Annotated in this window: 21 protein-coding genes and 4 tRNA genes; 22 read left to right on the top strand and 3 right to left on the bottom strand. The window is 44.7% G+C overall.

Translation table 11 applies throughout. The features are described 5' to 3' along the window. The first annotated feature begins 96 nt into the window (after positions 1 to 96). The 5 genes from AB6E30_RS13695 (at position 97) to AB6E30_RS13675 (ending at position 1796) form a co-directional block, all read left to right on the top strand. Positions 97 to 171 (top strand) — tRNA-Gln (locus tag AB6E30_RS13695). 68 nt (positions 172 to 239) lie between these two features. Continuing rightward, positions 240 to 324: transfer RNA gene (locus AB6E30_RS13690), tRNA-Leu, on the top strand. Positions 325 to 374: 50 nt separating this feature from the next. Then, positions 375 to 451 (top strand) — tRNA-Met (locus AB6E30_RS13685). Between the two features lie 55 nt (positions 452 to 506). Continuing rightward, a tRNA-Leu gene (locus AB6E30_RS13680) sits at positions 507 to 591 on the top strand. Between the two features lie 158 nt (positions 592 to 749). After that, on the top strand, positions 750 to 1796 hold the full coding sequence (locus AB6E30_RS13675; RefSeq protein ID WP_372103933.1) for a lactonase family protein: 1047 nt from the start codon (positions 750 to 752) through the stop codon (positions 1794 to 1796). A 68-nt stretch (positions 1797 to 1864) separates the two neighbouring features. Here AB6E30_RS13675 and AB6E30_RS13670 read toward each other — a convergent pair whose 3' ends face one another. Then, complete coding sequence (locus tag AB6E30_RS13670; protein WP_102333782.1) at positions 1865 to 3040, bottom strand: 2-octaprenyl-3-methyl-6-methoxy-1,4-benzoquinol hydroxylase; 1176 nt, start codon at positions 3038 to 3040, stop codon at positions 1865 to 1867. A 308-nt stretch (positions 3041 to 3348) separates the two neighbouring features. On the opposite strand from AB6E30_RS13670, the gene miaB reads away from it, so the two are divergent. The 5 genes from miaB to lnt all read left to right on the top strand — a co-directional run bounded on the left by miaB (position 3349) and on the right by lnt (position 9081). Continuing rightward, positions 3349 to 4773 (top strand): tRNA (N6-isopentenyl adenosine(37)-C2)-methylthiotransferase MiaB, encoded by a 1425-nt coding sequence (miaB, locus tag AB6E30_RS13665; RefSeq protein ID WP_065584439.1) that lies wholly within the window; start codon positions 3349 to 3351, stop codon positions 4771 to 4773. Positions 4774 to 4936: 163 nt separating this feature from the next. Beyond that, on the top strand, positions 4937 to 6058 hold the full coding sequence (locus AB6E30_RS13660) for a PhoH family protein (protein WP_017062327.1): 1122 nt from the start codon (positions 4937 to 4939) through the stop codon (positions 6056 to 6058). Then, positions 6059 to 6520 (top strand): rRNA maturation RNase YbeY, encoded by a 462-nt coding sequence (ybeY, locus tag AB6E30_RS13655; protein ID WP_012603383.1) that lies wholly within the window; start codon positions 6059 to 6061, stop codon positions 6518 to 6520. Between the two features lie 120 nt (positions 6521 to 6640). Continuing rightward, a complete protein-coding gene (gene corC, locus AB6E30_RS13650; protein WP_012603382.1) occupies positions 6641 to 7531 on the top strand; it encodes a CNNM family magnesium/cobalt transport protein CorC in 891 nt (296 codons plus the stop codon). A 32-nt stretch (positions 7532 to 7563) separates the two neighbouring features. After that, positions 7564 to 9081, top strand: a complete 1518-nt coding sequence (lnt, locus tag AB6E30_RS13645; RefSeq protein ID WP_372098219.1) for an apolipoprotein N-acyltransferase — start codon at positions 7564 to 7566, stop codon at positions 9079 to 9081. A 90-nt stretch (positions 9082 to 9171) separates the two neighbouring features. Here lnt and AB6E30_RS13640 read toward each other — a convergent pair whose 3' ends face one another. Then, positions 9172 to 9642, bottom strand: a complete 471-nt coding sequence (locus AB6E30_RS13640) for a zinc ribbon-containing protein (protein ID WP_017062329.1) — start codon at positions 9640 to 9642, stop codon at positions 9172 to 9174. Between the two features lie 263 nt (positions 9643 to 9905). Here AB6E30_RS13640 and leuS point away from each other — a divergent pair, with 263 nt between their 5' ends. The 12 genes from leuS to lipA all read left to right on the top strand — a co-directional run bounded on the left by leuS (position 9906) and on the right by lipA (position 22670). Further along, entirely contained in the window at positions 9906 to 12482 is a 2577-nt protein-coding gene (gene leuS / locus AB6E30_RS13635; protein WP_017068503.1) for a leucine--tRNA ligase, read from the top strand. A 179-nt stretch (positions 12483 to 12661) separates the two neighbouring features. After that, positions 12662 to 13300, top strand: coding sequence for an LPS assembly lipoprotein LptE (gene lptE / locus AB6E30_RS13630; RefSeq protein ID WP_102321181.1), 639 nt, complete (start codon positions 12662 to 12664; stop codon positions 13298 to 13300). Positions 13301 to 13312: 12 nt separating this feature from the next. Further along, entirely contained in the window at positions 13313 to 14338 is a 1026-nt protein-coding gene (gene holA / locus AB6E30_RS13625; protein WP_372103931.1) for a DNA polymerase III subunit delta, read from the top strand. Between the two features lie 66 nt (positions 14339 to 14404). Next, positions 14405 to 14722: a ribosome silencing factor gene (gene rsfS, locus AB6E30_RS13620; protein WP_004735247.1), complete on the top strand. Its 318-nt coding sequence runs from the start codon at positions 14405 to 14407 to the stop codon at positions 14720 to 14722. A gap of 3 nt (positions 14723 to 14725) precedes the next feature. Next, positions 14726 to 15196 carry a 23S rRNA (pseudouridine(1915)-N(3))-methyltransferase RlmH gene (rlmH, locus tag AB6E30_RS13615; protein WP_017068506.1) on the top strand — a complete coding sequence of 157 codons (471 nt, stop codon included), beginning with the start codon at positions 14726 to 14728 and terminating at the stop codon, positions 15194 to 15196. Positions 15197 to 15202: 6 nt separating this feature from the next. Beyond that, complete coding sequence (gene mrdA, locus AB6E30_RS13610) at positions 15203 to 17095, top strand: penicillin-binding protein 2 (RefSeq protein ID WP_372103928.1); 1893 nt, start codon at positions 15203 to 15205, stop codon at positions 17093 to 17095. Further along, entirely contained in the window at positions 17095 to 18216 is a 1122-nt protein-coding gene (rodA, locus tag AB6E30_RS13605) for a rod shape-determining protein RodA (protein ID WP_017062334.1), read from the top strand. Before mrdA ends, rodA begins: the two co-directional genes overlap by 1 nt. Before the next feature lie 3 nt (positions 18217 to 18219). Next, a complete protein-coding gene (locus tag AB6E30_RS13600) occupies positions 18220 to 19059 on the top strand; it encodes a septal ring lytic transglycosylase RlpA family protein (RefSeq protein WP_372103925.1) in 840 nt (279 codons plus the stop codon). A gap of 93 nt (positions 19060 to 19152) precedes the next feature. Next, the gene (locus AB6E30_RS13595) at positions 19153 to 20334 is read left to right on the top strand and encodes a serine hydrolase (RefSeq protein WP_017068508.1); all 1182 of its coding nucleotides are present in this window, start codon (positions 19153 to 19155) and stop codon (positions 20332 to 20334) included. A 232-nt stretch (positions 20335 to 20566) separates the two neighbouring features. Next, a complete protein-coding gene (gene ybeD, locus AB6E30_RS13590; protein ID WP_026084358.1) occupies positions 20567 to 20845 on the top strand; it encodes a DUF493 family protein YbeD in 279 nt (92 codons plus the stop codon). Positions 20846 to 21040: 195 nt separating this feature from the next. Continuing rightward, entirely contained in the window at positions 21041 to 21700 is a 660-nt protein-coding gene (lipB, locus tag AB6E30_RS13585; protein WP_017068510.1) for a lipoyl(octanoyl) transferase LipB, read from the top strand. A 4-nt stretch (positions 21701 to 21704) separates the two neighbouring features. Further along, a complete protein-coding gene (gene lipA, locus AB6E30_RS13580) occupies positions 21705 to 22670 on the top strand; it encodes a lipoyl synthase (RefSeq protein ID WP_017064177.1) in 966 nt (321 codons plus the stop codon). Positions 22671 to 22874: 204 nt separating this feature from the next. Here lipA and AB6E30_RS13575 read toward each other — a convergent pair whose 3' ends face one another. After that, a complete protein-coding gene (locus AB6E30_RS13575) occupies positions 22875 to 24236 on the bottom strand; it encodes a sodium-dependent transporter (RefSeq protein WP_017059919.1) in 1362 nt (453 codons plus the stop codon). Positions 24237 to 24399 lie beyond the last annotated feature (163 nt).

Here is a 24399-nt window from a genome sequence, read left to right as displayed (position 1 = left end):
ATTTAGGTTCTGGCGCCGAGAGGTGTGAGAGTTCAAGTCTCTCCGACCGCACCATTATTTAGAATGTGTTTCTTTCATTAGATGACCATTCATTGTTGGGCTATCGCCAAGCGGTAAGGCACTGGCTTTTGATGCCAGCATTCCCTGGTTCGAATCCAGGTAGCCCAGCCATTACAACGTTACTTAGACAAACCATAAGTCTTCTTAACTATACTCTTCGCTAGAGTAAAAGCTTTGCTGCGGTCGTGGCGGAATTGGTAGACGCACCAGATTTAGGTTCTGGCGCCGAGAGGTGTGAGAGTTCAAGTCTCTCCGACCGCACCATTATTTCTCTTTCATTAGAGAACAAATAGTGAATCTATTAGATTTATTATGGCTACTTAGCTCAGTTGGTTAGAGCACATCACTCATAATGATGGGGTCGCAGGTTCAAATCCCGCAGTAGCCACCACTTATACAACGTCTTATTGAAGCACCAATATTCAATATGACTATAAAGATTTGCTGCGGTCGTGGCGGAATTGGTAGACGCACCAGATTTAGGTTCTGGCGCCGAGAGGTGTGAGAGTTCAAGTCTCTCCGACCGCACCATCATTAAATAGAACCCAGCTTTTTAGCTGGGTTTTGTTTTATCTGGAATATGCAAATCTGCTAGCCAAGTCACCAAGTATTCTCTTCTATAACCTCACTTTTAATACGATTTTATAAGACAATGTCAGCTCCATTTTCTAATTGAGTATGACTAGCCTATGAAACCCCTCCCCTTAACGATCGGTTGCTACACAGATACACCAAGTAAAAGCCAAGGTGTTTATCAAACTCAGTTAGATCTAGAAACAGGAAAACTATTACCTCTAGAGCTGATCATCAAATGTACTAACCCGTCTTTTATTACTGTAACAAAGACTGGGATCTATACTGCATCGGAAGTGGACCAGCAAAAACAGCCCCAGCTCATTCATATACCTAATGTTGATTCACAGCTAACACACAATACAAGCCTCATCTCGGGAGATCACCCTTGTCACGTCGCGATAGATCCACACAATAAGTTTGCTATCACGTCGCAATACTCATCAGGCACATTCGATATTTTTAGCTTAAGTATCAACGGCAGCATCGATAAACGACTCAAAACAATCCAGATGGTTGGTTCCGGGCCAAACAAAGAGAGACAAACTAGCCCACACGCCCATCAATGCCTGTTCTTACAAAACTCACCACAGTTTGTGACTGTCGATCTCGGCACCGATCGCATCAACTTCTATTGCTTTGATGAAGAGCAAGAAGAGTTCCTTGATGAGCCAATGCAGTCTATTAAGGTGCCCGCCGGCAATGGACCTCGCCATTTAATCTTTAACAAAGCTGAAGACGGAGCCTATGTGGTCTGTGAACTCTCTGAAACGTTGCTGACTTTGGAAAAGGTTTTAGGCATTTGGAATGTAGTGGAAGAGATTGATGCATTGCCTAATATGGAGAAGGGAGAAGCCGCAGCTGCGATTAAGCTATCGCCTGATGAGCAATTCCTTTATGTGTCATGTCGACACCAATCAAGAATCAGTAGCTTCAAAATCGACTCTGAGACTCAAAGGCTGACTTTCATTGATAGCTACGACACTGAAGGCAAATTCCCAAGAGACTTCCATATAACGAACGATGGGAAATGGCTTATCGCCGCCAACCAGCACTCCAACAACATCACCTCATTCAAGCGAGATAATGAAGATGGGTCTTTGGTTTATACAGGGTACTCTTTAGAGATCGATGCACCGGTTTGTGTGACGCAACAGCGATAGTAGTCATCTGATACAAAAAAGGAGAGCATTCGCTCTCCTTCTTTTCATAAGCAGTCTTAAACGCTCAATTAGAGACCCAAAGCGTATTTCAATACTTGAGCTTTAATCGGGCCTGAATTTTCAGCTAGTTTTAGAGCAGCATTACGTACAAATTTCAGTGGGCCAATGTCGTTGCTGAATGTCTTGTAGAAGAAATCCATGCCACTTTGCATCATTAGATTGTCGCCTCTTCTTATCACTTCATAGCGTCTTGCTACAGACTGGTTCAATTCACCCTTTTCTTTGGTGACATCCAGCAGTACTGATACATCTTTGAAGCCTAAGTTAACACCCTGCCCAGCCAAAGGGTTGATGGTATGCGCAGAGTCTCCGACCAAAATACAGTTATTCTTCGAGTATGATTGAGCATGACGTCGTGTCAGAGGAAAAGAACCCGAATTCAAGACTTTGATATCACCTAACTCTTTAGGAAAGTGAGTAAGTACTTCGTTACGTAGTTTTTCAGGGGCCATTGCTGACAGTTGCTTAATACGCAGTGGAGAATCATACCAAACTAACGAGCCCAGCCCGACTTCTTGACCGTCAGAGGTTAGAGAACACAAAGGCAAAAATGAACGAGGGCCACTTGGTAGAAATTGCTGCCAAGTAATATCTTGCTGAGGTTGTTCTGTTTCTACATTGATAAGCATACAGTGTTGTCGATAATCCCAAGCCGTGATGCCAATTCCAGCTTGTTGGCGAACGGCTGAATTCGCACCATCAGCACCAACCACCCACTTCGCAGACAACTCAGCCCCTGATTGAAGCTTTACGATATTGATTTCACCAAACTCAATCACATCGAGCTTTTCTGGGCATAACAGTTCGAGATTGTCGTAGGCATCAAATTGAGACCATAAACCTAATTGAATGAGTCTGTTCTCAACGATATAGCCCAAACGAGGAAGGTCTAGTGAGGCAGCATCAAATCGAGTACGACACTCTGGGTGCTCCCACGTCTCTAAACGTTTATAAGAACACACTCGCATTGCTGCAATACTTTGCCATGCACCAAGATTTTCAAGCAAATCGACCGATGCTTGAGAAATCGCTGACACACGAATGTCCATCGCTTGCGATTCATCAAAAGCTTGTGGGGCAAAACCTTCGATCACCGCAACACTCAGACCTTGCTTTGCAAAACCGATTGCTGTTGCTGCGCCAACCATGCCGCCACCGACTACTACAATATCGTAACTGTTCATATTTCGTACTTATCAGTTTGATTCTTTGACTGTTTTTGATTGTACTTTTTCATAACTAACTTGTAACCAAAAACCTTATTCGAAAAAAGGGTTATCCCTTATGGCATATGGCGTTAACGATAATAAAAACCACTACATAAGAGATTTGTTCAGACTACTAGTCAGTCGGTTTTGAAACCAGTACAATACGCCGCTTGCCGCTAGAGCCTGTCATAAAATTGAATACCGAATTATGACAAACGGGGCTAGCGGATGAATAATGGGCGATTTGCTCCCTTAAATTAAACTAACGATCGAGCGAACATATAATGAGTAAGAAACTGCTAATTAAAACTTGGGGCTGTCAGATGAATGAATATGATTCATCAAAAATGGCCGACCTGCTTAACGCTGCAAATGGCTATGAGCTAACTGAAGTACCTGAGGAAGCAGACGTACTACTATTGAATACTTGTTCTATCCGCGAAAAAGCGCAAGAAAAAGTATTCCACCAGCTTGGTCGTTGGAAAACGCTTAAAGATAAAAAAGAAGGTGTGGTGATCGGTGTGGGTGGCTGTGTAGCGACTCAAGAAGGTGATCACATTCGTCAACGTGCACCTTACGTAGACGTTATCTTTGGCCCACAAACATTACACCGTTTGCCAGAGATGATTAAATCATCACTGTCTAACGAAAAGCCAGTAATGGATATCTCTTTCCCAGAGATCGAAAAGTTCGATAACCTGCCAGAGCCAAAAGCTGAAGGCGCGACGGCGTTCGTTTCTATCATGGAAGGTTGTTCTAAATACTGTACTTACTGCGTTGTACCATACACACGTGGCGAAGAAGTTAGCCGTCCAATGGATGATGTACTTTTCGAAGTTGCTCAACTTGCAGAGCAAGGCGTACGTGAAGTTAACCTGCTAGGTCAAAACGTAAACGCATACCGCGGTCCAACACACGAAGGCGATATCTGTTCATTCGCAGAACTGCTTCGTCTTGTTGCTTCTATCGACGGTATCGACCGTATTCGTTTCACAACAAGCCACCCGCTTGAGTTTGGTGACGACATCATTGAAGTTTACAAAGACACACCAGAGCTAGTGAGCTTCCTTCACCTACCAGTACAAAGTGGTAGTGACCGTATTCTTACGATGATGAAGCGCCCACATACGGCTATCGAGTACAAATCTATTATCCGTAAACTGCGTAAAGCTCGCCCTGACATTCAAATCAGCTCTGACTTTATTGTTGGTTTCCCTGGTGAGTCTAAGCAAGACTTCCAAGATACAATGAAGCTAATTAAAGACGTTGATTTCGATATGAGCTTCAGCTTTGTTTTCTCTCCACGTCCAGGTACGCCAGCGGCAGATTACCCATGTGATGTACCAGCACAAGAGAAGAAAGATCGTCTGTACGAACTGCAGCAAACGGTAAACACACAAGCTATGCGTTTCTCTCGTCTAATGTTAGGCACAGAGCAACGTATCCTTGTTGAAGGCCCATCAAGAAAGAACCTAATGGAACTTCGCGGCCGTACAGAAAACAGCCGTGTTGTGAACTTCGAAGGTTCTGCAGACCTAATCGGTCAATTCGTAGATGTGAAGATCACTGAGGTTTACACCAACTCACTACGTGGTGAGCTAGTTCGCACAGAAAAAGACATGGGTCTACGCGTTGTTATGACTCCAGCAGAAATGATGGAAAAAACAAAACGTGAAGACGAGCTAGGTGTAGCGACATTTACGCCATAGGCAATACAACTGTTTGAGCACAAAGCGCAAACACAAAGCTTGAAATTACCTAACTAAGTGACCATCTTAGAAATAGGGATATCACCATCAGAAGCCCGGTCTAAATCGGGCTTTTTGCTCTTTGTTTTATTTAAGAGTGAGTGGCACAAAATGAGAGGCTAATTTGAGCAATAAAATCGTTACCTTAGAGATAAATCTAGAACCAGCAGACAACAAGCGCTTGGCAAGTTTATGCGGACCATTTGACGACAACATCAAGCATCTTGAGCGTCGTCTGGGCGTTGAGATTAATTACCGTAGCAACTTTTTCACCATTGTTGGTAAGCCTCACACTACAGCCGCAGCTTTAGACATCATCAAACACCTCTATGTTGAAACGGCTCCAGTTAAAGGCAACATAATCGATATCGAACCAGAGCAAATACATCTGGCGATCACCGAGTCAGGCATTTTGGAGCAACACGTCGAGTCTGAAATTGACTACGGCAAAGAAGTGACCATTAAGACTAAAAAAGGCGTCATCAAACCTCGAACGCCAAACCAAGCACAGTACCTAATGAACATGGTGACTCATGACATCACCTTTGGTATTGGGCCAGCAGGTACAGGTAAAACCTACTTAGCCGTTGCTGCAGCAGTTGATGCACTTGAACGCCAAGAGATTCGTCGCATTCTATTGACGCGCCCTGCTGTTGAAGCCGGTGAGAAGCTTGGTTTCCTACCGGGTGATTTAAGCCAAAAAGTAGACCCATATTTACGTCCACTTTACGATGCGCTGTTTGAGATGCTTGGCTTTGAGCGAGTTGAGAAGCTGATTGAACGTAACGTAATTGAAGTTGCGCCACTGGCTTACATGCGTGGTCGTACATTGAATGATGCGTTTATCATTCTTGATGAGAGCCAAAACACCACGGTAGAACAGATGAAGATGTTCTTAACCCGTATCGGTTTTAACTCACGCGCTGTGATCACAGGTGATATTACGCAAATCGATTTACCTCGTGGTGCAAAATCAGGCTTACGCCATGCGACTGAAGTGCTCAATGAAGTCGACGACATTAGCTTTAACTTCTTCATGTCTGAAGACGTCGTTCGTCACCCTGTAGTTGCTCGTATCGTCAACGCATACGAGAAGTGGGAAGCAAAAGACCAGAAAGAGCGCAAAGAGTTTGAAAAGCGTAAACGTGAAGAGCGTGAAGCCAAACTTCTTGAGGCTCAGCAGGTAGTTACGACACAATTAGCAACACAAAATAGCTCTGTAATTGCAGAACAAGGTGATAAATAGATGTCTATTGAACTAGACCTGCAATTAGCGGTCGAAAATGAGCAAGGTCTTCCAACTGAGCAAGATATTCAGCTTTGGTTGGACAAGACAATTCCTCAGTTTCAAGAGAACGCTGAGTTGACGGTTCGTATCGTTGATACACAAGAAAGCCACCAGCTCAATCATGAATATCGTGGCAAAGATAAGCCAACTAACGTGTTGTCTTTTCCATTCGAGGCTCCTCCAGGGATCGAGTTAGATCTACTGGGCGACCTCATTATCTGCCGCCAAGTTGTCGAAAAAGAAGCAGAAGAGCAAAGTAAGCCTCTGCTAGCACACTGGGCTCATATGGTTGTACATGGCAGTCTGCATCTGCTAGGTTATGATCATATCGAAGATGATGAAGCTGAAGAGATGGAGTCACTCGAGACAGAAATCATGCAATCTATGGGGTTTGAAGACCCTTACATTCTAGAAAAGTAAATTGATTCTAGTAAAGTAGGTTGCAGAGAAACAATAACTCATCGAACCTGTGATTTTCACAGGAATCTGAGTTGTAACGTGTGCTATCACACTTCTGATAGCGTTATTTTTTGAGAAATCATGAACGAAGGTAACCCCCCCACTTCTGAGGGAAGTAAAAAATCTGAAGGTCCGAGTAGAAAGTCCTTCTTTGAACGCCTAGGCCAACTATTTCAAGGTGAAGTAAAAGATCGCCAAGAGCTCGTAGATGTAATCCGCGACTCAGAAATTAATGACCTAATTGACCACGACACACGCGACATGCTCGAGGGTGTTATGGAAATTTCAGAGATGCGAGTACGCGATATCATGCTGCCTCGCTCTCAAATGGTTACAGTTGAACGCACAGATGATCTAGATACATTGATTGCGCTCATTACTGATGCTCAACACTCTCGCTACCCAGTGATCAGTGAAGATAAAGACCATGTTGAAGGCATTCTATTAGCGAAGGACCTACTTAAGTATTTGGGTTCAGAAAGTGCTCCATTTGATATCGAACAAGTGATTCGCCCTGTCGTGGTTGTTCCTGAAAGTAAGCGAGTTGATCGCCTGCTTAAGGAGTTCCAAGAAGAGCGTTACCACATGTCTATCGTTGTCGATGAGTTTGGTGGAGTTTCTGGCCTGGTAACCATTGAAGATATCCTCGAAGAAATCGTTGGTGAAATTGAAGACGAGTTCGACGATGAAGAAGAGCTAGATATTCGTAAGCTGAGTAAGCATACCTTCTCTGTAAAAGCTTTAACCACTATTGAAGAGTTCAACGATACGTTTAACACTGCCTTTAGTGACGACGAAGTGGATACGGTAGGCGGCATGGTTATGACAGCACTCGGCCACCTGCCGGTTCGTGGCGAAATTGTAGAAATCGAAAACTACCATTTCAAAATAACATCAGCAGATAACCGTCGTGTGATTCAGCTACAGGTAACCATTCCTGACGAACAGCCTCTTCCGACTATCGAAGAATAACAACTTCTCTCTAAAGAGATGACAGAAATTAGATGACTAATACCTTTATTCATCGCCTATTACGGCCGCTTGCGGCCGTTTTTGTTGGCGCTATAACCACCCTTTCATTCGCTCCATACTCTATATGGCCTCTTGCTATTCTCAGCCCAGCTTTGTTGCTGTTACTGATCCACAACCGCTCTCCTAAAAGTGCGCTTTGGATTGGCTACGCATGGGGTTTAGGTCAATTCACCACAGGTATCAGCTGGGTATACGTCAGCATTGATGGTTTTGGCGGCATGCCACTGGCAGCCAACCTATTTTTGATGGCATTGCTTGTTGGCTACCTAGCCGTTTATTCAGGGCTATTTACCTGGGGTTTGAATAAATTCTTCCCTGCCAATAACCTAAGCCGCTTTTTCCTCGCAGCTCCTGCATTGTGGTTAGTCAGCGATTGGCTGCGTGGATGGGTAATGACGGGCTTTCCTTGGCTTTGGTTAGGCTACAGCCAAATCGATTCGCCATTAGGTTCATTTGCACCGATTGGCGGCGTAGATCTAGTAACTTTAGCGATCATTGTTTCAGCCTCTGCATTCACTTATGCGATTGTTAACCGAGCTTGGAGCATCGCTCTCATTCCCGCCGTCGTATTTAGTGCAGGCTTTGGTATTCGCAACATCGACTGGGTCACGCCGAACCCTGAAAAAACCACGTCAGTCGTCTTAATCCAAGGCAACGTCGATCAAGACAGCAAATGGCTGCCGAGTCATCGCTGGCCGACCATGATGAAGTACACCGACCTAAGCAGAGAAAATTGGGGAGCGGACATCATCATCTGGCCTGAAGCCGCTATTCCAGCATTCGAAGTTGAGATCCCATCTTTCCTACGTAACTTGGATAGCGCAGCGAAGATGAACAACAGTTCGATCATTACCGGTGTGCTGAATCAGTCTGAAGATAAGAAATACTACAACAGTGTTCTTTCTCTCGGTGTGAATCCATACGGTGAGTACAGCTACGATCCAGACGAACGCTACCATAAACACCACCTGTTACCATTTGGTGAGTTTGTGCCGTTTGAAGATATCTTGCGTCCATTAGCACCTTTCTTTAACTTGCCAATGTCATCATTTAGCCGTGGCGACTTTGTTCAACCAAACATAGTGGCAAATGGTCGTCACTTAGCGCCTGCGTTGTGTTACGAGATCATCTTTAATGATCAAGTTAGGCAGAACGTAACCGACGAGACTGACTTTATTTTAACGCTCTCTAACGATGCGTGGTTTGGTCGTTCGATTGGCCCTCTGCAACATATGGAAATTGCACAGATGCGTGCTCTGGAGCTTGGTAAGCCGGTTATTCGCTCGACCAACAACGGTGTGACGGCAGTTACTGATTACAAAGGCAATATAATCAAGCAAGTGCCTCAGTTTGAAACGGCAGTGTTAAAAGCTGAACTCATTTCAACGGATGGTCAAACGCCTTATCACACAGTAGGTACTTGGCCACTGTATATCTGGGCGATGCTCAGCTTGGTGATTGGTTGGGTAATTAGAAAGCCAAAAAGCTAGATTCGACGAAAAGTGATTTGAGGGTTGACTGATCGGGTCAACCCTTTTTCATTGCTGTGGTTTTGCGTTGATACGCTATGGTTCAGAAGCTTACGGTTTAAGGGCTTTACGACTAAACCCTTTAGAACCACATTTAATGCATGGAATGATATTGGTTGGGTGGTTATATTCGGTTTGGTGACCACACTCGTCACATACTAAGGTTCCCAAGCCAATGACTTCACCCGCTTGATACAAGCCTTGGTGTTCTAAGTCTTGGAACAGTTCAACCCATTCCACCTTAGTACGATCAGTAATATCCAACAGCCCTTGCCAAATAGAGTCCGCAATCATCAAATAGAATGGACCGCTTTTACTCTCTTCATAGCTTTCGGAAAACTCTTTTAAGTCCGACTTCACGTAGGCAGAGATCAATGAAAGCTCATCTTTAGTCATATCATTAGCTGCTTTCGCAAACTTGCCCGACGTTTCGATTTTGTTGTTGAGCTCTTCAGGGCTATGCTTCAGCGTTTCAATCACCTCTTCGACGACTTCTTCATAGAGCGCTTTTTTCTTCGGCATAACAACCTCCTTAAGATAACCAACCTTTTAGTGAGCAAACGGATGCGCTGCAATGCACTCCCGCTTACAAACAAATGCAATTCATACTCTTAAGTATAGTTGCCCTGCGAAATTCAGTGAAAATTACACAATCTACTAAGCGGCAACTGCAAGTATGAAGGGTATAACTATTGTTGTACTCAGCTCCTTTAGGTATTCTATGACGATCTGTAAGATTCTGTTCTAACCGAACTCACAAATTCCAAGATAACCGGATACCATCGATGCAAGAACAATATAACCCGCAAGAGATTGAACAAAAGGTTCAACAACACTGGGATAACAGCGAGACTTTCGTTGTAAGTGAAGACCCAAACAAAGAAAAATTCTACTGTCTTTCTATGTTCCCTTACCCAAGTGGCCGACTGCACATGGGTCACGTGCGTAACTACACCATCGGTGATGTGGTATCTCGTTTCCAACGTCTACAAGGCAAAAACGTAATGCAGCCAATTGGTTGGGATGCATTCGGCCTACCTGCAGAAAACGCCGCTGTTAAAAACAATACAGCACCTGCACCATGGACTTACGAAAACATTGAGTACATGAAGAACCAGCTTAAGCTTCTAGGCTTTGGTTACGACTGGAACCGTGAATTCGCAACGTGTACTCCAGAGTACTACCGTTGGGAACAAGAGTTCTTCACTAAGCTTTACGAAAAAGGCCTGGTTTACAAGAAGACATCTTCAGTGAACTGGTGTCCAAACGACCAAACAGTACTGGCAAATGAGCAAGTAGAAGACGGTTGTTGCTGGCGTTGTGACACTCCAGTAGAGCAAAAGAAAATTCCACAGTGGTTTATTAAAATCACTGAGTACGCTCAAGAGCTACTAGACGATCTAGACAACCTTGAAGGTTGGCCTGAAATGGTTAAGACCATGCAGCGCAACTGGATCGGTCGCTCTGAAGGTGTTGAGCTATCTTTCGCTGTTAACGGCGAAGAAGCACCATTAGAAGTGTACACAACACGTCCAGATACACTAATGGGTGTTTCTTACGTTGGTATCGCTGCAGGTCACCCTCTTGCAGAGAAAGCATCGAAGAACAACCCAGAGCTTGCTGCATTCGTTGAAGAGTGTCGTAACACTAAAGTTGCTGAAGCTGAACTCGCAACGATGGAAAAGAAAGGTATGGATACTGGCCTAACGGCTATCCACCCTCTTAACGGTCGTGTTGTTCCTGTATACGTAGCAAACTTCGTACTTATGGATTACGGCACAGGTGCGGTAATGGCGGTTCCTGCTCACGATCAACGTGACTACGAGTTCGCAACTAAGTACGGCATCGATATAATCCCAGTAATCAAACCTGAAGATGGTTCTGAACTAGACGTGTCTGAAGCGGCTTACACTGAAAAAGGTGTACTGTTTGATTCTGGTGAATTCGATGGTCTTGCGTTCCAAGAAGCATTCGATGCAATTGCTGCGAAGCTTGAAGCTGAAGGCAAAGGTAAGAAGACAGTAAACTTCCGTCTACGTGACTGGGGTGTATCTCGTCAACGTTACTGGGGCGCTCCAATCCCAATGGTAACCACTGAAGACGGTGAAGTTCACCCAGTACCAGCAGACCAACTGCCAGTCATTCTTCCTGAAGATGTAGTAATGGATGGCGTAACGAGCCCAATCAAGGCTGACAAGTCTTGGGCTGAAACAACATTCAACGGCGAACCCGCTCTACGTGAGACTGACACGTTCGATACGTTTATGGAGTCTTCTTGGTACTACGCACGTTACTGTTCACCGCAAGCAGACGACATTCTAGATCCAGAGAAAGCAAACTACTGGCTACCAGTTGACCAATACGTTGGTGGTATCGAGCACGCTTGTATGCACCTGCTTTACTCTCGTTTCTTCCATAAGCTTCTACGTGATGCTGGCTACGTGACGTCTGATGAACCGTTCAAGCAACTACTATGTCAAGGCATGGTTCTGGCTGACGCGTTCTATCACGAAAACGAAAAAGGCACCAAAGAGTGGATTGCACCGACTGACGTAACGGTTGAACGTGACGGTAAAGGTCGCATCGAAAAAGCAGTCGACGATCAAGGTCGTGAAGTTGAACACTCAGGCATGATCAAAATGTCTAAGTCTAAGAACAACGGTATCGACCCACAAGAGATGGTAGACAAGTACGGCGCTGATACAGTACGTCTATTCATGATGTTTGCATCACCTGCAGACATGACGCTTGAGTGGCAAGAGTCTGGCGTTGAAGGGGCTAACCGCTTCCTTAAACGTGTTTGGAAATTGGTTCACGCTCACTCTTCTAAGGGTGCTGCTGAATCTGTTGATGCTTCTGCGCTATCTGGCGACCAAAAAGCACTTCGTCGTGATATCCATAAAACTATCGCGAAAGTAACGGACGATATCGGCCGTCGCCAAACGTTCAACACAGCAATCGCTGCGATCATGGAATTGATGAACAAGCTAGCGAAAGCACCTCAAGAGTCTGTACAAGATCGTGCAATCCTTGATGAAGCGCTAAAAGCTGTTGTTCGCATGCTTTACCCAATGACGCCACACATCTCTTACGAAATGTGGATTGCACTGGGTGAATCAAACGTAGACTCAGCAACATGGCCAACTTTCGATGAGAAAGCGCTAGTTGAAGACGAGAAAACTATCGTTGTTATGATCAACGGTAAGCTACGTGCGAAACTAACCGTTGCTGCTGATGCAACAGAAGAGCAAGTTCGTGAGCTTGGTCTAAACGATGAGAACGCTAAGAAGTTCCTAGATGGCTTAACTATCCGTAAAGTTATCTTCGTACCAGGTAAGCTTCTAAACATCGTTGCTAACTAATTTCGTTAGCACAATGCAATTGCTAAAGAATTAACGAACTTAATTCATCAAAAGCAGTCTGTAGACAGGGTAGCTAATTGCCCTGTCTACTTATTTAAGCGCTTTAGACTTGAGCCTAACCACTCAAACGAACTAAAGCCTTTAAATAAGTATTCTACCTTCATGAGAGCCATCAAATAATGCGCCTGATTTCACTATCTTCATTGAAAGTTACTGTTGTTGTTTTAACCGTCAGCCTATTAAGTGCGTGTGGTTTCCACCTACGTGGTGATTACTCCGTACCAGAAGAACTCAACAAGATCTCCGTAACCAGTTACGACCAATACAGTACGTTTACACGTATGATGAAAGGTCAACTGCGTATGAATGATGTAGAAATTGTGCCACCGGCTGAGAATACACCTAACCTGCATATTATTAGTGAGAGCGTAGGTGAGCGAACTCTGTCTCTATACCAAAACACTCGTGCAGCAGAGAAAGAACTGACATTCCGCGCTTCATACCGCGTAACTGTCCCGGATCTAGGCTCAAAGACGTTCTCAACCAGCGTAACCCGTAGTTACCTAGATAACCCGCTAACTGCACTTGCGAAGTCGGTTGAACGAGACATGATCGAAGATGAGATGCGTAAGTTGGCAACAAGCCAAATCCTTCGTCAGATGGCTCGACTAAAAGCGAACATTGCAGCTGATAGCATGGACCTAGATGCACTAGAGCACGTTCAAGTGAAAGAACTCGAAAAGCAATACAACATCAAGAATGTTGAGATCGTACCAGCTTCAGAAGAACAACCAATACTTAGCGATTCGGCTGAGTAATAGGTTTATTTGATGCGTATTTTTGCTGACCGCTTATCAGAGCAACTTATTAAACAGTTGAGTAATGTTTACCTAATTTTTGGTAACGAACCGCTACTGTTGCAAGAGAGCCGAGAAGCGATTCAAAAGGCTGCAAAACAGCAAGGCTTTGAAGAACGTCACCGCTTTGCGATTGATAGCAGTCTCGACTGGAATCAAGTCTACGACTGCACTCAAGCACTGAGCCTATTCTCTAGCCGTCAGGTCATCGAGCTTGAACTGCCAGAGTCAGGCGTCAATGCCGCAATAGCGAAAGAGCTACTCGCAATCTCCGAGTATATCCACAGTGATATCTTGTTAATCTTGGTGGGCACTAAGCTCACCAAAGCTCAAGAAAGCGCTAAGTGGTTTAAGGCTCTTTCGAATCAGGGTCACTGGGTCAGTTGCCTAACGCCAGATGTCAGTCGGTTACCTCAGTTTGTCCAAGCGCGTTGCCGTCAAATCGGTTTAACGCCAGACCCTGAAGCGATTCAAATGCTGGCGCAATGGCATGAGGGTAATCTATTTGCTCTCACCCAAAGCCTAGAAAAACTGGCTCTCCAATACCCAGATGGAAAACTCACGTTAGTACGCTTAGAAGAATCGCTGAGTCGACACAACCATTTTACTCCATTCCATTGGAGTGATGCGTTATTGGCAGGCAAAGGTAACCGAGCACAACGAATCCTGCGTCAGCTAGAAGCTGAAGGTGTCGAACCCGTCATTTTATTACGTAGCATACAACGAGAGCTTGCTCTGCTATTACAAATGCAGCAACAAATGAAACAGATGCCGATTGGTCAGGTCTTCGAAAAACACCGTATCTGGCAATCTAAAAAGCCTCTTTATAACGCCGCGCTAACAAGAGTTTCGATTTCTCAATTACACTCTTTGTTCGCGTTGCTCACTCAAGCTGAATTGATGACAAAAACTCAATATGAGCAGTCGCCTTGGCCACTAATTCATCAGTTAAGCGTAGAGTTTTGTATCCCTTCAGCTTCAATACCATTCCACGCATAAAAGCGTGTTATATTCTAGGGTCAACAAGCCCTAAACAAAGCTAAATTCAGATTAAAGGAACACCCAGTGTTACGTGAAGAACTAAAAGATTTTCTTGCAGACAAAGCCGACGACATGAAAGCAGAATCGATTGTAACTATCGATGTAGAAGGCAAATCAAGCGTTACTGATTACATGATTGTTTGTACTGGCACCTCTAAACGCCATGTTGCCTCTATTGCACAGCATGTTGCTGATGAAGTGCGTAAAGCGGGTATGCAACCTCTAGGTATGGACGGTCAGCAAGAAGGTGAATGGGTTGTTCTAGATATGGGCACAAGCATGCTTCACGTTATGCAAGAAGAGCATCGTGAGCTGTACCAACTAGAAAAACTTTGGGGCTAAGCTTTGAAGATCCAGTTAATCGCAGTTGGCACAAAAATGCCAAAGTGGGTTGAAGAAGGGTTTCAAGAATACAAACGCCGCTTCCCTCACGATATGCCATTAGAGCTCATTGAAATTACTGCAGGAAAGCGCGGTAAAAATGCAGATATTGCACGCATTCTTCAAAAAGAAGGTGAAGCGATGCTGGCTGCAGTTCCAAAAGGCAACCGTATTGTCACGCTCGATATCCCAGGTAGAAAGTGGGATACACCTCAACTTGCTGAGCAATTAGAAAGTTGGAAGCTGGATGGACGTGACGTATCTATCCTAATTGGCGGGCCTGAAGGATTAGCACCTGCATGTAAAGCGGCCGCAGACCAAAGTTGGTCTCTGTCTGCGCTTACTCTCCCTCACCCATTAGTACGCGTTATCATGGCTGAAAGCTTGTATCGAGCTTGGAGCATCACTGCTAACCACCCTTATCATCGAGAATAAGCGTTAATGTTACGTAAACGTAGCCAAATCCGCGATTACAAAGCAGAAGCACGACTATTTACTAGCCGTGCTTTTGTTGCGTTTGCGGGGATCATAGTCATGATGTCGATGTTGGTTGTTAACCTGTACAACATTCAGGTCAATCAATACCAAGACTATAAAACTCGTTCTAACGACAACCGTATCAAGGTCGTTCCGATCGCCCCTAACCGTGGTTTGATTTACGATCGCAACGGTATACTTCTTGCCGAAAACCGTCCTGTTTTCAATCTAGAAATCATACCCGAAAAAATTAAAGATATGGATGACACGCTTGCTCGTCTGCAAGCATTAATTGAGATCCCGCCAGAGCGTATCGAGCGCTTTAATCGTGATCGTCGTAATTCACGACGCTTTAAATCAGTACCTATTCTTAATCAACTGTCTGAAGAACAAGTTGCCGTCTTCTCTGTAAACCAACACAAATTCCCAGGTGTTGAAGTTACGGGAACTTTGAAGCGTTTCTACCCTTACGGTGATGTGCTCACTCACGTAATAGGCTATGTATCGCGCATCAATGACCGTGATATGCAGCGCTTGATGCGAGAAGAAAAAGACGCCAATTACCAAGCTACACGTGATATCGGTAAGTTGGGTATTGAGCGTTATTACGAAGATATGTTGCACGGTACAGCTGGCTACCAAGAAGTCGAAGTTAACAGTCGTGGACGAGTGATTCGTACCCTCAAATTTGTCCCTTCGGTTCCAGGCAAAGATATCGTACTTAACTTAGATATCAAGCTACAGCTATACGTACATAAGTTACTTGATGGCCGCCGTGGTTCAGCTATCGTTCTCGATCCGAAAGACAATGGCGTGTTAGCCATGGTATCGAGCCCAAGCTACGACCCAAACGCATTCGTGCATGGTATCTCGTCTAAAGGCTATAACGCCCTGCTTCAAGACAAAGACCGCCCTTTGGTTAACCGTGCCACGCTAGGGATTTACCCACCAGCATCGACGATCAAACCCTTCATTGCTGTTGCTGCTCTGCAAGAAGGTGTTATTACACCAAACACTACGCGCAATGACCCAGGCTATTGGAAGATACCAAACTCAAAAACGAGACCATTCCGTGACTGGTTGCGTTGGGGACACGGGGTCGTTGATATAGAGAAAGCGATTGAAGAGTCAGTGGATACTTTCTTTTACCAAATTGCTTATGATCTCGGCATTGATCGCATATCCAAATGGATGATGATGTTCGGCTTTGGTGATTATACTGGCATCGATATTTATGAAGAAAGCAAAGCCAATATGCCAACTCGTGATTGGAAGATGGCAAGACACCGTGTGCCTTGGTACCAAGGTGACACCATCCCAGTTGGTATTGGCCAAGGCTACTGGACTGCAACACCCATGCAGATTGCAAAAGCCACATCAGTTTTGGTCAATGAAGGTGAAGTAACCGCACCTCACCTACTTCGTTCAACCATTGATAACGGTCGTCCATTCGATGAACAAATCATGTCGGACATTGAAACTTACCCACCGCTAACCGGGGTTAAGAAGAAGTATTGGGATATCGCTCAGGAAGGTATGAGGCTGGCTAACCACGGTAAGAAAGGTACGGCAAGACGTTCATTCCAGAAGATGTCTTACCAAACCGCTGGTAAATCGGGTACCGCACAGGTATTCGGCTTAAAAGAAGATGAAGAGTACAACGCGGATGAAATCGCAGAGCACTTACGCGATCACGCCCTCTTTACGGGTTACGCGCCTTTTGAAGATCCTGAAGCCGTCGTGACTATCGTTCTAGAGAACGCAGGTGGCGGTTCTTCTAACGGCGGCCCAGTAGTAAGAAGGATTTTAGACCATATTATCCTTGCAGAAGATTATCAAAGTGAGCCAATTAAATAATGAAACTTGATCCTTCAACTGGACGAAATAGAGCCCTATTCGAAAGGCTGCATATCGACCTGCCGCTATTGCTCGGCATTCTGGTTTTAATGGGCTTTGCCCTACTGATCATGTACAGCGCAAGCGGACAAAGCCTTGCGATGATGGATCGCCAGGCGATGCGCATGGCTCTGTCTTTAGGTGTGATGATCTTCCTAGCGCAAATCTCACCTCGCACTTATGAAACCTTGGCACCACTGCTATTTGTAGGTGGTGTCATCTTGCTATTGGGCGTGTTGTTCTTTGGTGAAGCCTCTAAAGGCGCCCAGCGTTGGTTAAACTTCGGCTTTGTTCGATTCCAACCGTCAGAGCTATTAAAGCTCGCGGTGCCTTTGATGCTGGCACGATTTATCGGTAAGCGCTCACTTCCACCAACATTCCAAACATTAGCGATCTCGCTAGTGATGGTGTTTGTACCGACGATTCTAATCGCAAAGCAGCCTGACCTAGGTACATCTATCCTTATCGCCGCATCTGGTATCTTCGTGATATTCCTGGCTGGTATCAGTTGGAAAATCATTGCTAGCGCCGCAATCGCATTAGGGGCATTTATCCCAATCCTATGGTTCTTCTTGATGCGTGAATATCAAAAAGTGCGTGTTAGAACCCTTTTTGATCCTGAATCAGATCCATTAGGTGCGGGTTACCACATCATTCAAAGTAAGATTGCGATAGGTTCGGGTGGTATATCAGGAAAAGGTTGGCTGCAAGGCACTCAATCTCAATTAGAATTCATTCCAGAGCGCCACACCGACTTCATTTTTGCGGTCATCGCCGAAGAGTGGGGCATGATTGGTATCTTGTTCTTGCTTGCTATCTACCTGTTTATTATTGGACGTGGCTTAGTGCTTGCGAGCCAAGCTCAAACCGCATTCGGTCGAATGATGGGCGGCAGTATTGTACTGAGCTTCTTCGTTTATATTTTTGTAAACATTGGCATGGTAAGTGGCATTCTACCTGTGGTTGGTGTTCCTCTTCCTTTAGTCAGTTATGGTGGTACTTCAATGGTTACCCTTATGGCTGGTTTTGGTATTTTAATGTCGATCCATACACACAGAAAAGCATTCTCAAAGGCGACCTAATCGATGTCTATTACAACGTTTCAAAAAAAAGCATCCTTGGTTGAAGAGCTGCCAATCAAAAAAATAGTCTCTATCTTGGGGCTAGCGATTTTAATCAATGGTTGTTCTTCAAAGCAGCCAACAGGCCGCTACGATATTGATTCAGATATTGCACCAGACGCACCGATCTCAGTAGAGCATCTCGAGGATGCTCACCCTCAGTATGAACCTTATAGTTTAGGTGGTAACACGGATTACACTTTACGTGGCGAAGACTACAAGATCGTAAAGAAGACCGAAGGGTTTACTGAGAAAGGCAAAGCCTCTTGGTACGGTAAGAAATTTCATGGCCACTTAACGTCGAACGGCGAGATCTACGACATGTATTCGATGTCTGCGGCGCACAAAACATTGCCAATTCCAAGCTATGTAAAAGTGACGAATACTGACAACAACAAAACGACAATTGTTCGTATCAATGACCGCGGCCCATTCCATGAAGGCCGAATCATTGACCTTAGTTATGCGGCAGCTTACAAGCTCGATGTGTTGAGAACCGGCACGGCAAATGTTGAGATTGAAGTCATTACTGTGGCTATGCCAACCGACGCAAATAAAAAGGCTGCTTTACCGCAATTTATTATTCAAGTCGCAACATCTCCACATGAAGATAGGACCGAAAAGTTAGCGAAAGATCTAGCCGAAAAGCTAGAAGTAGCAACGTTCTTGCAGCCAAATGATGACAAATACCGTCTGATGATTGGGCCATTTCATGACTATGCTCTGACTCAAGAGAAATTAGAACAAGTTAAGCTAATGGGTTACCCGTCAGCTTATATAAAAAAACACACCCTAACTCGCTAATTAATCTAACAGTTACTTCTGGTAATCAGCGCTCTGGTGTGACAGAGTGATTCTGTTAATATATGAATAGTTCACCAAATAATTGCATTCAAAATGATTAAATCTAATAAACTTGTTAAATCGATTTTTGCTACTTCTGTTGCTCTTTCTGCAACGATAGCTACATCGTCATTCGCCGCTCCTATTGTTGTTCCTGATGCACCTCAAATCGCCGCTAAAGGTTTTGTTCTGATGGATTACCATTCAGGCAAAGTACTAGCAGAGAAAGAGATGAATACTCAGCTTTCTCCAGCAAGTTTAACCAAGATGATGACGAGCTACGTGATCGGCCAAGAGCTCGACCGTGGCAACATCAACCTAAACGACGATGTTGTAATCAGTGAAAATGCTTGGGCTAAAAACTTCCCAGATTCATCTAAGATGTTCGTTGAAGTGGGCACTACGGTTAAAGTTGAAGAATTAAACCGCGGTATCATCATTCAATCAGGTAACGACGCATGTGTTGCTATGGCTGAACACATCGCTGGCTCTGAAGATGCATTCGTTGACCTAATGAACGCTTGGGCAAGCTCTATCGGCATGAAAGACACGCACTTTGCTAACGTGCACGGTCTAGACAACCCGAACCTATACTCAACGCCTTACGATATGGCGCTACTTGGTCAGGCGCTGATTCGCGACGTACCAGACGAGTACCGTATCTACTCAGAGAAGAAATTCACATACAACGGCATCACCCAATACAACCGTAACGGTCTGTTATGGGATAAGAGCATGAACGTTGATGGCATCAAAACGGGCCACACAAGCAATGCAGGTTACAGCCTAGTAAGCTCAGCGACAGAAGGCAAAATGCGCCTAGTGGCTGTAGTTATGGGTACCAAGAATGCGAATGCTCGTAAAACAGAAAGCAAAAAACTGCTTAGCTACGGCTTCCGCTTCTTTGAAACAGTGGCACCACACACAGCCGGTGAAACCTTCGTAGAAGAGAAGATCTGGATGGGTAGCAAGGACACAGTTGCACTGGGTGTCGACGAAGATACTTTCGTAACGCTACCTCGTGGTCAAGCTAAGAACCTGAAGGCAAGCTTCGTTCTTGAGAAAGAGCTAGAAGCGCCAATCAGCAAAGGCGATGTAGTTGGTAAACTATTCTACCAAGTAGACGGTGAAGACGTTGCTGAATACCCACTACTAGCACTTGAAGATGTAGACCAAGGCAGCCTATTCAGCCGTCTATGGGACTACCTAGTTCTTCTGTTCAAGGGTTTATTCTAAACAAGCAAAAGGTTTGTTCTAGGTAAAACCCAAGCTTGTTGTATAGCTAACCTAATGAGTAAGTTCATGATTTACTCATTAGCGAACCAAAAGCCGCCATGTGCGGCTTTTGTTGATCTTGAGTTCGGTGATATTTACACGTAATATTCCGCCTTATTACTCGTGTCTGTTGACCGAACACGCTTTTTATCGACATTTCGCCAATTTGCGAGAGTCTAGCCTTTTGGAGCTAATCATGAACATCAATTCTGATGCAAAACTAAAAGACCTCTTAGAGTTCCCTTGTTCATTCACTTACAAAGTAATGGGCCACGCTAAGCCAGAACTGACTGAGCTAGTACTAGAAGTGATCCAGCGTCATGCTCCTGGTGACTACAGCCCAACGCTAAAACCAAGTGCGAAAGGTAACTACCACTCTGTTTCTATCAATATTACTGCGACTTCAATTGAGCAAGTAGAAACTCTTTATAAAGAACTGGGCGAGATCGAAATCGTTCGTATGGTTCTGTAATCTCCGATTACACATGAAAAACAGCGGCTTATTGCCGCTGTTTTTGTTTAAAGCGCCCTATCTAGCTCAAATTCATTCAACTTAATTTTCAATAAATACAAAGAAAGTTGAAAAACCTTGCAGTCCGTCTGTAGTTAGAATCATGTTTCGCGTTTATAATGCGTTCACTTTATTAATCCTTGAGGGAGTGCAGCTTTGCAAAATAAGCTAATCGTAAAAAAATTAGGCCGTCAGGATTACGAACCTGTATGGAAAGCCATGCATAAGTTCACAGACGAACGCACGGAAGAAGACCTAGACCAAGTTTGGTTGGTTGAACACAACCCTGTCTTCACTCAAGGACAAGCAGGCAAAGCTGAGCATGTATTAAATGCCGGTGATATCCCTGTAATACAAAGCGATCGCGGTGGCCAAGTGACTTACCACGGCCCAGGCCAATTAGTGGCTTACTTTCTGATTAACATCCGCCGCAAGAAATTCGGAGTACGTGATTTGGTTACTCATATCGAGAACCTCGTAATCAATACTCTGAAAGCTTACAATATAGATTCAGCTGCCCGACCTGACGCTCCTGGTGTTTATGTCGATGGCAAGAAAATCTGTTCACTTGGATTACGTATTCGACGTGGCTGCTCGTTCCACGGGTTAGCACTCAACGTCGATATGGACCTGTCTCCATTCCTACGTATTAACCCATGTGGTTACCAAGGTATGGAAATGGCGCAGGTAAGCCAACTCGGCGGACCAAGTGAACTAGAAAACGTTGAGCAACAGTTAATACAAGAGCTCGTAGAGCTACTCGGCTATGACCAAGTAGACATTCAAGCCACCAGTAACATTACAGCAGAAGCATAAAATCATGAGCAAACCAATCCAAATGGAAAAAGGCGTTAAATATCGTGACGCTGACAAAATGGCATTAATTCCCGTAAAGAATATGCCTGCTGAACAGAAAGAAGTTCTACGTAAGCCTGAATGGATGAAGATTAAACTTCCTTCAGACAGCCATCGTATTCAAGAAATCAAATCAGCAATGCGTAAAAACAACCTGCACTCAGTTTGTGAAGAAGCGTCTTGCCCTAACCTAGCCGAGTGTTTCAACCACGGTACGGCAACGTTTATGATTCTTGGCGCTATCTGTACTCGTCGCTGCCCGTTCTGTGATGTTGCCCATGGTCGTCCTGTTGCTCCTGAAGCTGAAGAGCCGAAGAAACTGGCTAAAACAATTCAAGACATGAAACTGAAGTACGTTGTAATCACTTCAGTTGACCGTGATGACTTGCGTGACGGCGGTGCTCAGCACTTTGCTGACTGTAACCGTGAGATTCGCGAACTCAACCCAAATATTCGTATCGAAACACTGGTTCCAGACTTCCGCGGTCGTATGGACGTTGCGCTTGACCTAATGAAAGACAACCCGCCAGATGTTTTCAACCACAACCTAGAGACAGCGCCACGTCTATACCGTAAAGCGCGTCCAGGTGCGAACTACAAGTGGTCTCTTGATCTACTGAAGAAATTCAAAGAGCAGCACCCTGATATCCCAACAAAATCAGGTGTGATGATGGGTCTTGGCGAGACAAAAGAAGAGATCGTTCAAGTACTGAAAGACCTTCGCGAACATGGTGTGACTATGCTGACACTAGGTCAATACCTAGCACCAAGCCGTCACCACTTACCAGTAGAACGCTACGTGCCGCCTTCTGAGTTCGATGAGCTGAAAGAGATTGCTCTAGAGCTAGGCTTTACTCACGCAGCGTGTGGCCCGTTTGTACGTTCTTCTTACCATGCGGACTTACAAGCTCAAGGTATGGAAATTAAGTAATCACGATTGCTTAACGAACAATGCAAAGGCGCTGAATATTATGTTCAGCGCCTTTTTTCTATCTTGTTCGTGCCGCTATAGCTTTATATTTCGTGCCACTAAGCTTTATATAAAAACAACAAAGCCACTCTTTATGAGTGGCTTTGTGCTTAATATTTCAAGTTCAGAGGAGGTAATTTCAAAAAGCCCAGATAGGGTTCTGCATTAACCGAAAGATGCCCAGATAACCGTTGCTACCAAAATTGGGCACACAAACTTCACATACATTGGCCAAACCTTACCAAACCAACCAAGTTGAAAATCAGGACTGCCTTGTTCAAGCTCTTTCACTTTTGAAGCTCGGCTCCATACCCAACCACCAAACACACAGAACATCAGTGCAGCGACTGGTTGAAGATACTGAGTTGCAATCATCGCTACCATGCCAAACATCGCAGCAAAGTTGTAAACAATCACCACACTAAACAGCGCGATAGCACCACCAATCACCCAGCTTGTTGGCGTTCGTCTAGTATTGAAACGCTCACTCACTAGCGCAACCGGGCCTTCAAGCATCGAAATCGAAGAAGTCAGTGCAGCAATCGTTAGTAGTAAAAAGAACACAATCGCAAAGATCTGTCCAAGCACACCTAAACTATCAAACATCAACGGCAAAACCGTGAATACTAGAGTGTCAGAGCTTAATAGTGAGCCGTCTTCAGCGTAGATTTGAACGCCTTTTTGCATCGCAACAAACATTGCTGGCATCACCACTAATCCAGCAATAAAAGCGACAGCAGTATCCACCAGAGTTACGTTCATCGCCATTTTTGGTAGGTTCTCTTTCTTGCTTAAGTAAGAGCCATAAACCAACATCGAGCAACCGCCAATAGTGAGTGAGAAGAACCCCTGTCCCATTGCCGCCAGAATCAGTTTTCTATCCCACACTTTCTCAAAGTCTGGAATAAGGTAATGTTTTAGGCCTTCCATCGCGCCAGATTGCGTCATGATGTAAACAAACAATAAGCCAAATAAAACAAACAGCGCAGGCATCAAACGAGTCGACCATTTCTCGATGCCTTGCTTAACACCGCCCTGCACAATCAAGATAGTCAGTACATAGAACGCGACGGTACCAAATACGTTGCGCTCAACACTGAAGCCCTTAAACCAATCAGCAATCGCTTCTAGGCCGATAAGATCCGCGACCGCACCAATTAGGAAACAGATCAACCAGCCACCAACAATACTGTAAAACGCCAACACTGCGCTTGGTACACTCAGTCCAACCCAACCGACAAACTCACCGACTTTCTTACCCAAAGGGTTTGTCGTCAAAGATCGCATGCTATCAACTGGGTTTGCTTGGCCGTGACGGCCTATAGCCATCTCAACCACCAACATAGGGAAAGCAACCACGAAGATCATGATCAAATAGACTAAAAGGAAAGCGCCACCACCGTTGCTAGCAACTTGAGTCGGGAAACCCCAAATATTACCCAAGCCAACCGCTGCACCAGCCGCTGCTAAAATAAAACCTAAACGAGAGCTAAAGTGCTCTCTTGAAGAGGAAGATTGTTGGTCCATATCGCCCGCATTAAAAATCAGTGAACTAGTTGAGAAGTACAGTAATAAAAAGCAATGATAGGCACAACCAATAAATGAACAATTCTCTGATTTTTACAATCAATGCGCTATTTAGAACAACAAAATTAACAAAAAACCAGTCTTATCGTTCAATTATAAGCAA

Origin of the sequence: Vibrio sp. 10N.247.311.12 (assembly GCF_041467515.1) — a bacterium.
In the GTDB taxonomy this organism is placed as follows: domain Bacteria; phylum Pseudomonadota; class Gammaproteobacteria; order Enterobacterales; family Vibrionaceae; genus Vibrio; species Vibrio crassostreae_C.
Note: the sequence above shows the minus strand (reverse complement) of the source record. Positions and strands in the feature narration are given on the sequence as shown.

Bases quoted from the DNA above. Each gene is read 5' to 3' on its own strand.
- AB6E30_RS13640 (WP_017062329.1), bottom strand. From the start codon at position 9,642: ATGCCGAAGAAAAAAGCGCTCTATGAAGAAGTCGTCGAAGAGGTGATT.
- mrdA (WP_372103928.1), top strand. From the start codon at position 15,203: ATGTTACGTAAACGTAGCCAAATCCGCGATTACAAAGCAGAAGCACGA.
- ybeY (WP_012603383.1), top strand. From the start codon at position 6,059: ATGTCTATTGAACTAGACCTGCAATTAGCGGTCGAAAATGAGCAAGGT.
- miaB (WP_065584439.1), top strand. From the start codon at position 3,349: ATGAGTAAGAAACTGCTAATTAAAACTTGGGGCTGTCAGATGAATGAA.
- corC (WP_012603382.1), top strand. From the start codon at position 6,641: ATGAACGAAGGTAACCCCCCCACTTCTGAGGGAAGTAAAAAATCTGAA.
- leuS (WP_017068503.1), top strand. From the start codon at position 9,906: ATGCAAGAACAATATAACCCGCAAGAGATTGAACAAAAGGTTCAACAA.
- rodA (WP_017062334.1), top strand. From the start codon at position 17,095: ATGAAACTTGATCCTTCAACTGGACGAAATAGAGCCCTATTCGAAAGG.
- lptE (WP_102321181.1), top strand. From the start codon at position 12,662: ATGCGCCTGATTTCACTATCTTCATTGAAAGTTACTGTTGTTGTTTTA.
- AB6E30_RS13670 (WP_102333782.1), bottom strand. From the start codon at position 3,040: ATGAACAGTTACGATATTGTAGTAGTCGGTGGCGGCATGGTTGGCGCA.
- AB6E30_RS13675 (WP_372103933.1), top strand. From the start codon at position 750: ATGAAACCCCTCCCCTTAACGATCGGTTGCTACACAGATACACCAAGT.
- AB6E30_RS13600 (WP_372103925.1), top strand. From the start codon at position 18,220: ATGTCTATTACAACGTTTCAAAAAAAAGCATCCTTGGTTGAAGAGCTG.
- lnt (WP_372098219.1), top strand. From the start codon at position 7,564: ATGACTAATACCTTTATTCATCGCCTATTACGGCCGCTTGCGGCCGTT.
- AB6E30_RS13595 (WP_017068508.1), top strand. From the start codon at position 19,153: ATGATTAAATCTAATAAACTTGTTAAATCGATTTTTGCTACTTCTGTT.
- lipA (WP_017064177.1), top strand. From the start codon at position 21,705: ATGAGCAAACCAATCCAAATGGAAAAAGGCGTTAAATATCGTGACGCT.
- holA (WP_372103931.1), top strand. From the start codon at position 13,313: ATGCGTATTTTTGCTGACCGCTTATCAGAGCAACTTATTAAACAGTTG.
- AB6E30_RS13575 (WP_017059919.1), bottom strand. From the start codon at position 24,236: ATGGACCAACAATCTTCCTCTTCAAGAGAGCACTTTAGCTCTCGTTTA.